This is a genomic window from Micromonospora sp. DT227, from assembly GCF_049841835.1.
GTDB lineage: Bacteria > Actinomycetota > Actinomycetes > Mycobacteriales > Micromonosporaceae > Micromonospora.
In genome coordinates, this window is sequence record NZ_JBNCLA010000001.1 from 1,544,178 (window position 1) to 1,553,798 (window position 9,621).

4 protein-coding genes are annotated in these 9,621 nt (G+C 76.0%); 1 reads left to right on the top strand and 3 read right to left on the bottom strand.

The window, feature by feature from the left end; translation table 11 throughout:
• Positions 1 to 309 precede the first annotated feature (309 nt).
• The gene (locus tag ACLQ2W_RS07945; RefSeq protein WP_425785825.1) at positions 310 to 5,223 is read right to left on the bottom strand and encodes an SCO7613 C-terminal domain-containing membrane protein; all 4,914 of its coding nucleotides are present in this window, start codon (positions 5,221 to 5,223) and stop codon (positions 310 to 312) included.
• 162 nt (positions 5,224 to 5,385) lie between these two features.
• Positions 5,386 to 6,813 carry a UDP-glucose dehydrogenase family protein gene (locus ACLQ2W_RS07950; RefSeq protein ID WP_425785826.1) on the bottom strand — a complete coding sequence of 476 codons (1,428 nt, stop codon included), beginning with the start codon at positions 6,811 to 6,813 and terminating at the stop codon, positions 5,386 to 5,388.
• A 245-nt stretch (positions 6,814 to 7,058) separates the two neighbouring features.
• On the opposite strand from ACLQ2W_RS07950, the gene ACLQ2W_RS07955 reads away from it, so the two are divergent.
• Positions 7,059 to 8,222 (top strand): acyl-CoA dehydrogenase family protein, encoded by a 1,164-nt coding sequence (locus ACLQ2W_RS07955; RefSeq protein WP_107157781.1) that lies wholly within the window; start codon positions 7,059 to 7,061, stop codon positions 8,220 to 8,222.
• Here ACLQ2W_RS07955 and ACLQ2W_RS07960 read toward each other — a convergent pair.
• Positions 8,212 to 9,600: an aKG-HExxH-type peptide beta-hydroxylase gene (locus ACLQ2W_RS07960; protein ID WP_425785827.1), complete on the bottom strand. Its 1,389-nt coding sequence runs from the start codon at positions 9,598 to 9,600 to the stop codon at positions 8,212 to 8,214. The genes ACLQ2W_RS07955 and ACLQ2W_RS07960 overlap by 11 nt on opposite strands.
• Positions 9,601 to 9,621 lie beyond the last annotated feature (21 nt).

Sequence of the window (9,621 nt, forward strand, 5' to 3'; positions counted from 1 at the left end):
TCCCGCAGGTCACTCACTCTGCGTGTTGGCTGCCTGCGGTCACCGAGGGTGGCCGACGGTGCCGGAGTGATGGCTGCCCTTCGCCCCCCCCTTTGCTCTGCAGCCATCGACGCAGCACTCTATCGACCTGCGGTGCTCGTTTCGTCCCCGCCCTACGGTGCGAGGGTGCCTGGTTGCGCAGGGTGACTGCTGCGCCCGTGGCTGCAAAGCAAAGGGGTCTAGCGGTGGTCGGGCCGGCGGCCGGTCCGGTGCGGAGGGTGACCGCCGTCGGTGACCGGCCGGTGGGTCAGGCGGGACGAGCGGGCCCCGTCACCGCATGCCGCGCAGCGCGGTCTGCAGGCGCTCCTGGGCCCGGCGGCGACGCTCGTTGCTGGCCCCGAGCACCAGCAGCACGAGGCCGACCGGGATCAGCACCAGCCACGGGCCGAGACTGAACAACGCGTGCACCGCGGCGACGGCGGTCACCGTCGCGCCCACGATCACCGGCGCCTGCTGCCGGCTCATCGAGCCGAAGATCAGCACCGCCACGGCCCCGAGCAGCAGCAACACCTGGCGCAGCATGCTGGAGTCGGTGGCCACCACGATCGCCAGCGTGGGCAGGAACGCGGTCACCAGCGCCGGCCCGTACGCCACCCAGCTCGACATGTCCGGTCGGTGCCGCAGTTGCAGCACGCCGACCAGCAGGGCCAACGCGGCGAACGGCAGGGTGTACGCCTCGGGCAGCGCCACGTCGGCCACCCACATCAGGATCCACCAGGCGGTGATCTCGCAGGCCACCACCGCCCAGAACAGCAGGTTCCGCTCGAACGGGCGACGCCCCGGCCGGCTGGCCGCCACCCCGAGCACCGCACCCCAGGCGGCCAGCAACGCGGCGATGTGCCGGGGCGAGTCGAACGCCAGGGCCAGCGCGATGAGCGCCGCAGCGTACCCGCTCCACTCGACGGTGGCCGCCTCCCGGTACGCCTCGGGCCGGCGCAGCCGGGGCAGCGTGGCGGCGAACACCTGCAACGCCGCGCCCACCGCCAGCACGCCGAACGCCGACCACACCGCGGCGAGCCCGGCCACCAACCCCAGCGTGAGCACGAAGAGCTGCGCCATCAGCGAGGCGAACAGCCAGCCGAGGATGCGGGCCCGTTGGGTGGTGCCGAAGAACGCGGCGACCGCGCCCACCCCGACCGCGCTCCCCAACGTGATCAGGGTGAGGTCGCGGGTGGCGAGCGCGCCGGCCAGCCCGGCGCCACCGGCGGCCAGACCGATGGCGAAGACCAACACCCGGGCGACCCGGATCGAGCGACCCGGCTCGGCCAACGCCGGCGGCGGGGTCAGCGCCAACCCCAGCATCGAGATGGTGAACACCACCAGCCCCGCCTCCGCGGTCACCGGCCACCCCTGGCCGAGCGCCACCGGCGCGATCAGCAGCGTGAGGGCCGCCCCGGGCAGGATCACCGGCACCGCCCGGGAGCGGCGACCGCCGCTGAACCCGGTCGCGGCCAGCGCCGCGGTCGCGGTGAGCAGCAGCGCGGTGAGCACGTGGGTCGGGTCCACCGCGTCCGGCGGCGGGGTGAGCAGCTCCGGGGGCGGCCCCTGCCACACCCGGCCCAGCACCACGAACGTCGAGAACAGCGCCACCACCAGCGTGGGCGCCAGCGTGACGAGCGCCAGCGCGGTGGGCAGCGCCGCCGCGGCCAACGCACCGGCCGCCGGGCTGACCCGCCACCGAAGCTCGGTGGGGCGGTCCGGGTCCCGGCGCAGCGCCCCGTTCAGCAGCACCGACCACCGGCGTACCGGCCGGGCCGAGCCGACCGGCGGGACGGTGGCCGCCCGGATCAGCTCGGCGAGCACACCGAGCAGCGCGGCGGCGGCGGCGAACACCCCGGCGGGCAACTGGACGACGAGGGCGGTGGCCGCCGTGACGGTGCCCGCACCCACCACGGCCACGCTGGCGTACGGCAGGTACTGCGGCACCTGCCGGCGGACCGCCGCGACCACCGCCAGGCCGAGGCTGGCGGCGGCCAGGGCGGCGGTGAGCACCACCTGCGCGGGGCGGCCGAACTCGACCGACAGCGCGGCCACCGCGCCGGGCAGGGCGAGCAGGGCCGACCCGGCCGCCGCGCCGCCCACCTGGACCAGGTGCGGCGGCATGCCCTCGGTGCGGACGTCCTCCACCAGCGCCGGCGCGAACGACCGGGCCAGGGCCGCCACCGTCACCCCGATCAACGCGATGCTGCTCAGCGCCAACGCGGTGGTCCAGGGCCGGACCAGCCCGGCGCCGGTGGCGTGCAACGCCACCACACCGGCCACGGTGGCCCGGGACAGCGCGGCCCTCGGGTCCGTCGCGGCCACCGCCGCCATCCCGAAGACCGCGGCCACCATCGTGCCGACCAGCACCGGTGACCACCAGGGCAGGTCGAACGCGGCCGGCGCGCCCACGGTGGCGAGCACCGCGCACACGCCCGACACGTCGTACTTCCAGGGCGGCGGCAGCAGCACGGCGGCGGTCGCCGCCAGCAACGCCAGCGCGACCGGCGCCTGCCAGGTCGTCCCGCCGGTCGGCGCGGCCGGCCAGCCGCTCAGGTCACCGGCCCAGATCGGGCCGGGGGTGGCCAGCACGCCGACGCCGCCGCGCAGCGCGCTCCAGGCGGCGACGAGACCGATCAGGGTGCCGCCGGCGGCGATGCCGAGGATCGGGCCGCGCCGCCACTCCTCCGGCAGCGCCCGGGCCGCGACGGCCACCACCAGCACCAGCGCGGCGGCCACCATGAGCTGGCCGCCCGGCGCGAGCACCGCGGCGATCCGCACCAGCGTGGCGACAAGCGCCACCGTGGTGGCGGCGAGCGCCAGGTCGGAGCCGTCGAGCGACATGTCGGCGCGGCGTCGGGCGTCGATCCGGGGCGCCGCCGCCAGCAGCGCGGCGGCGATCAGCAGCAGCCCGCCCACCCAGCCGTCCGCCGAGGTGGCGCCGGGCGCGAAGAGCCCGGCGACGGCGACGGCCACCGCGCCGAGCACGGTGCCGAGCGCGTGCGGCATGCTCAGCTGCCGCTGCGCCACCTGCACCAGGGCGGCGTAGGCGAGCGTCACGCAGACGGCGAGGAAGCTCGCCGCGAGGATCGGCACGGTGATCTCGCGCAGGTTGGCCGGGGTGGGCGCCGGCGGGGTCGGCACGGTGGCGGCGACGAACGCGGCCACCGCACCGGGCAGGGCGAACGCCGCGCCGCCGGCCGCCCAGGCGCAGACCGGGTCCGTCACGGCGGCGGCGATCCGGACCCGGGGCGCGAGCGAGACCAACGCCCCGGCCAGGAAGAGCAGGGTCAGCGCGGCGGCGGTGAGCGCGGGCCGGGCGAGCGCGGCGCCGGCGCCGGTCAGCCCCAGCCCGGCCGCGGTCACCGCGTGCACCACCGCGGCCCGTTCCGTGCCGGCGGTGAGCCCGAACACCCCGATGGCGACGGCGGTCACCAACATCGGCCAGCAGGCCGCCGCCCAGCCCAGACCGAGCGAGGCCGGCACGGCGAGCGCGGTGAGCGCGGCACCGACCACCGCGAACTCGCGCCGGATCGAGGTGGGCAGCGCGACCACCGCGGCGACGGTGAGCAGCAGCGCGGCGGCGGCGAGCTGCCAGCCGGTCGGGCCGACCGCCCGGGCCAGCTCGGCGTGCCAGCCGCCCAGGTCGGCGGACCAGGCGGGCAGCGACGCCCGGACCGGGGCCAGCCCGGCGCGCAACGCGCCACCGGCGACCACCAGGCCGCTGACCGTCAACGCCGCCGCGGAGGCGAGCTGCGGGCCCCGGCGGGCCGTCTCCGGCATGGCCCGCACGGCGAGGCCGGTGAGCGCGATGACCGCGGCGATCAGCAGCAGGGACCGGCCGGGCAGCGCCACCGAGGCGACCCGCCCGAGCGCGCCGATGACCGCGAGCGTGAGGATGCCGGCGCCCACGTCGGGCAGCGGCGGCCGGCGCAGCGCCAACGTGCCGGCCAGCGCCGTCAGCGCGGCGAGCAGCAGCACCGCGCCCGCGCCGGCGGCGACCGGCACGGTGGCGGCGCGCAGCAGGGCGGTGACCGCGTACGCCAGGGCGAGCGCCACCGCCGCGCCGTGCAGCAGCCAGGTCAGCTCGCGCAGCCACGGCACCGGCCGGGCCGGCGCGGCGGTGGCCGGTCCGGCCGGCGGCTCGCCGCCGAGCACCTCGCCGGACTCCTCCGGCGCCGACTCGGGCCGGTCGTCGTCGGCGCGCTGCCGGGACGCGGCGGGTGCCGGCGGGGCGGTGCGGGGCAGGTCCGCCCGGACCGGCCGTTCGCGCACCACCGGGGAGCGGACCAGCGCCAGGTCCAGCACGGCCACCAGGGTGAGCACCAGCGCCCAGCCGGCCGGGCCGGTCACCCGCTCGTACGCCAGCAGCGGCAGCACCGGCTGGGCGGCCAGCACGGTGGCGAAGCGGGGCGCGCGCAGCCCGGTGCCGTACGCGTACCCGACCGCGACCACGGTGGTGACCAGGAAGATCGCGCCGGCGAACGCGGCGCCCGAGGTGCCGCCGCCGATCCGGTCCACGGCCCAGACCGCGTACCCGGCCAACGGCACCAGCAGCAGGCCGACCGCGGCGATCGTCTCGGCGGTCGAGGTGAGCCCGCGGCGGGCCAGCACCGGCGGGGCGAGCAGCATCAGCACGGTCGCGACCAGCAGCACGCCGAGCCGGGCGAGCGCGTCCATCGAGCTGGTGGCGACCGCCGCGAACACCACCGCCGCGACGCCGAGCAGCAGCGCGCCCAGCCCGAGCGGGATGTTCTGCACCTCGCGCGAGGACGCCTCCGGCGGGTGCTCCGGGTCGTCCACGTCGAGCCACTGCGGCCGGCCGCGGGGCGGCGACGGGGGAAGGTCGTCCGGTCCGGGCGGCGGGGTGCCCTGCCGGGGCACCCGGGGTGGCGCGCCGGTGGCGGCGGTGGGCGGCCGGCGTCCCGGCCGTCGCCGCAGCACCCGGCGGGGTCGGGTGGCCTGCTTGACCCGTTCCTCACCGGCGTGCGCCAGGATGTCCCGCTGGAAGAGCGCGGCCTGCATCTTGGCGGCGATCTGCCGTTGCTCACGGGCGATCTCGGCGTCCCGGGCCTTCATCTCGGCGATCGACCGCTCGATGTCGGCCAGGTGCTCGGCCCACTGCGGCTGCTCCGCGCCGCAGTGCGGACAGATGGCGGCGGGCTTGATCTCCCGCCCGCACGAGGCGCACCTGAAGCTCTCCACGACCGTCTCCCGTCCGCCTGTGCCCTCGCACTGTGGACCTCCCAGAGGCAGCATGCCCTGAGCGGGCCGGGATTTCGACAGTTGCCGGCGCGTTCCGGACAACAAAAAGGACCGGCCGGCCGGGGAGGCTGCTCCCCGGCCGGCCGGTCCGGCGTCGATCGGTCAGGGACGGCCCAGGCCGCGGTACTCCCAGCCGGCCTGCGTCCACAGTGTCGAATCGAGGCAGTTACGCCCGTCGACGACCCGCCGACCGTTGGCCAGCTCGCCCAGGGCCACCGGGTCGGCGTTGCGGAACTCGGCCCACTCGGTGAGCACGCAGACCAGGTCGGCGCCCTGGACGGCGTCGTTCATGGTCTCCTCGTAGGCCAGGCCGGGCACCGCGCGGCGCGCGTTCTCGATTCCCTGCGGGTCGAAGACGTGCACGTCGGCGCCGGCCTTGCCGAGCAGCGCGGCCACCGCGAGGGCGGGGGCGTCGCGTACGTCGTCGGTATTGGGCTTGAAGGTCGCGCCGAGCACCGCGATCCGGGTGCCGGAGAGGTCCGGGCCGGCCGGGCCGGAGCGGCGGTTGAGCAGCTCGGCGGCGAGCTGCACCACCCGGGTACGCCGACGCAGGTTGATCAGGTCCACCTCGTGCAGGAAGCGGAGCGCCTCGCCGGCGCCGAGCTCCTGGGCGCGGGCCTGGAAGGCGCGGATGTCCTTGGGCAGGCACGCGCCGCCGAAGCCGAGGCCGGCCTGGAGGAAGCGGTTGCCGATCCGTGGGTCGTACCCGATGGAGCGGGCGAGCTGGGTGACGTCACCGCCGGCGGCCTCGCAGACCTCGGCCATCGCGTTGATGAAGGAGATCTTGGTGGCCAGGAACGCGTTGGCGGCGACCTTGACCAGCTCGGCGGTGGCGAAGTCGGTGACCACCAGCGGCACCTCGCGGTCCTCGGTGGCGGCCAGGTCGAAGACGCCCTTGTGGGCCGCGAAGAGCATGCCGTTGGCCCACTCGCTCTTGACGCCGACCACGATCCGGTTGGGGCGCAGCACGTCGTCGACGGCGAAGCCCTCCTGGAGGAACTCCGGGCTCCACGCCACCTCGACGCCCAGGTCGGCCGGCGAGTGCTTGCCGACCAGCTGCTCCACCCACTCGGCGGTGCCCACCGGCACGGTGGACTTGCCGACGATCAGCGCCTTGCGGGTCAGGTGCTGGGCCAGGCTGGTCACCGACGCCTCGACGTACGACAGGTCGGCGCCCATGCCGTCGGCGCGCTGCGGGGTGCCGACGCAGATGAAGTGCACGTCGCCGAAGTCGGCGGTCTCCTGGATGTCGGTGCTGAAGCGCAGCCGGCCGGCGGCCAGGTTGCGCCGGAGCAGCTCGTCGAGGCCGGGCTCGTGGATCGGCACCTCACCGGCGTTCAGCTTGGCGATCTTGTCGGCGTCGACGTCGAAGCCGAGCACCTCGTAGCCCAGCTCGGCGTAGCAGATGGCGTACGTCGCACCGAGGTAACCGGTGCCGAGGAAGGTCACCCGGGGCCGGGCCGCGCCGGAGGGCGGGGTCACCGCGGCGATGGCGGGCATCGGCTGGGAGTTCGGGTACGGGATCGTCACGCCTGTCTTCTCCGCTCGCACTGGCGGCGCATCCTCGCGTCGCATTCGGCTGGGCGCCTAGGCCGGGCACCGAGGGAAACTTGATTCTGGTGTGAGGGTAGTGGGTCGGGTTGCCGCCGCCCGGGCGCGAGCCTACCCGCCGGTAAGGTCCGGTCGAGGCCCGGTGGCTATTCTTCAGTTTGCGGCAGTCGGCGGCCCCCGGGCGGCCCGGACTGCGCATGATAGCCGTGAAAGGGGAGGCCGACATGGCCGCAGAGCAGTCGTTCGACGTCTACCGGTTGCCGGAGGAGCACGAGGCGATCCGGGAGGCGGTACGTGAGGTCTGTGCGGCCAAGGTGGCGCCGCACGCCGCTGAGGCGGACGAGACAGGTGAGTTCCCGAAGGCGTCCTACGACGCGCTGCGGGCGGCCGACTTCCACGCCCCGCACGTCCCGGTGGAATACGGCGGCGCCGGCGCGGACGCGCTGGCCACGGCCATCGTGATCGAGGAGGTGGCGCGGGCGTGCGCGTCGTCCTCGCTGATCCCGGCCGTCAACAAGCTGGGCACCATGCCGCTGCTGCTGGCCGGCTCCGAGGAGCTGAAGCGCCGGTACCTGACGCCGGTGGCCTCGGGTGACGCGATGTTCTCCTACTGCCTCTCCGAGCCGGAGGCGGGCAGTGACGCGGCGTCGATGACCACCCGGGCGGTGCGTGATGGTGACCACTGGGTGCTCAACGGCGTGAAGCGGTGGATCACCAACGCGGGTGTCTCCGAGTACTACACCGTCTTCGCGGTGACCGACGCCACGGCCCGGTCGCGGGGCATCTCGGCGTTCGTGGTGGAGAAGTCCGACCCGGGGGTGAGCTTCGGCGCCCCGGAGAAGAAGCTCGGCATCAAGGGCTCGCCGACCCGCGAGGTCTACTTCGACAACGTCCGGATCCCGGCCGACCGGATGATCGGCGCCGAGGGCACCGGCTTCGCCACCGCGATGAAGACGCTTGACCACACCCGGGTCACCATCGCCGCCCAGGCGATCGGCATCGCCCAGGGCGCGCTGGACTACGCCAAGGGCTACATCCAGGAGCGCAAGCAGTTCGGCAAGGCGATCGCCGAGTTCCAGGGCATCCAGTTCATGCTCGCCGACATGGGCATGAAGCTGGAGGCGGCCCGGCAGCTCACGTACGCCGCCGCCGGCAAGTCCGAGCGGGGCGACGCGGACCTGACCTACTTCGGCGCGGCCGCCAAGTGCTTCGCCTCGGACGCCGCCATGGAGATCACCACCGACGCGGTCCAGTTGCTCGGCGGCTACGGCTACACCCGGGACTACCCGCTCGAGCGGATGATGCGGGACGCCAAGATCACCCAAATCTACGAGGGCACCAACCAGGTGCAGCGCATCGTCATGGCCCGCCAGCTCCTCAAGGGCTGACCGGCGGGGCCGGGCGGGGCCGTCGACGTCGCCCGGCCCGGCCCGTGCCGGTCGACCCGGCCCGCCGACCGGACCAGCCGTCGACCACGTCGTCGAGCTGGTCGACGAGCAGCCGTCCGTACCCGGTCAGCCCGTCGGCGGTCCGGAGCAGGTCGGCCACCTCCCGGCAGGCCCCCCGGAGCCGGGCGAACTCGGCGTGCGCCAGGTGGCGGCCGGTGGTCGTACCGAACCGCCGTTCCCGACGCCAGAACTCGCCGACCGCGACGTGGGCGTAGAGGCCCTGCACGAGCGCCGGCAGCGGACGGGCGCCGGCCCGCCACGGCGCCGGGTGACGGGCCGGCTCCGCCACCTCGACGAGCGGGAAGAGGTGGTCCAGGGCGGCCAGCTTGTTGTGCGCCAGCTCGTGCACGAGGGCCGCGGCGATCGGGCCGGCCGCTCCGGGGCCGTCGGACAGGGCGACGCACCCCACCGCGGCGGGGAACGTGCCGCTGATCAGCGGGGCGGTCAGCTCGTCGGGTGTGCCCCCGCTGGTCACCGCCGCCCACGGCCGGCCGGCCGCGTCCCGGGCCAGCGGCATCACCATGGAGATCGCCTCGGTCAGCTCGGTGGCGGCCCGGCGGTGCCGGGTGGCCAGCAGCCGCCAGCCCGGGGACAGCCGGGCCGCCCAGCGGGCGGCCCGGACCGCGTCGACAGGTGCGACGGCGGCCGGGCGGGCCAGCGACCGGAGATCGTCCAGGTGCAGCCGGGGGCCGTGCCCGTCGGCCCGGAGCCGGGGCACCGGGTGCCAGGCCGGCGTCGGGCCGCCGCCGGCCGTCCCGGTCGCCCGGGGGCACAGCCCCGGGCCGGTCACCGGCACGCCGTCGAGCGTCAGCGTGCGGCGCGCCCCGTCCACGGTCAGCTCCGCCAGCCCGGCCCCGCCACCGGGGCCGCGGTGGACCCGGCCCAGGCCGGGCAGCGCCACCGTCACCGCGCCGGAGGGGCTTGTCGGGAAGCTGACACGGGCCCGCCCGCCGGCCCGCATCGCCGCCGCGGCCACCACCGCGCCCAGCGTCGCCGGGTCGTCGGCGGACCCCCGGTCGCCGTGCCCCAGAGCCCGCAGCGTGCCCGCCGCCCAGACGCTCACGGTGGGGTAGCCGAGCACCACGCGGGTGGGCCCGGGAGCCGACCGCCGCAGCTCGCCGAGGAGCTGCCAGGCGTCGTTGACCAGCGGCGCGTGCGGGTGTCCGAGGTCCGTGGCGAGCACCACCGCCGAGCGCAGCGCGAGCAGGTTCCGGCTCACCGGCACCGCGAGCAACCGCCGGACCACCTCCCCGCCGCCACCGCCGCGGGCGAGCGCCCGGAACGTGCCGACGGGCATCTCGTACCGGCCCGTCCGCACGCGCGGCCTCCCCAGACCAGT

Coding starts and splice junctions, on each gene's coding strand:
- ACLQ2W_RS07955 (WP_107157781.1), top strand. CDS start 7,059: ATGGCCGCAGAGCAGTCGTTCGACGTCTACCGGTTGCCGGAGGAGCAC.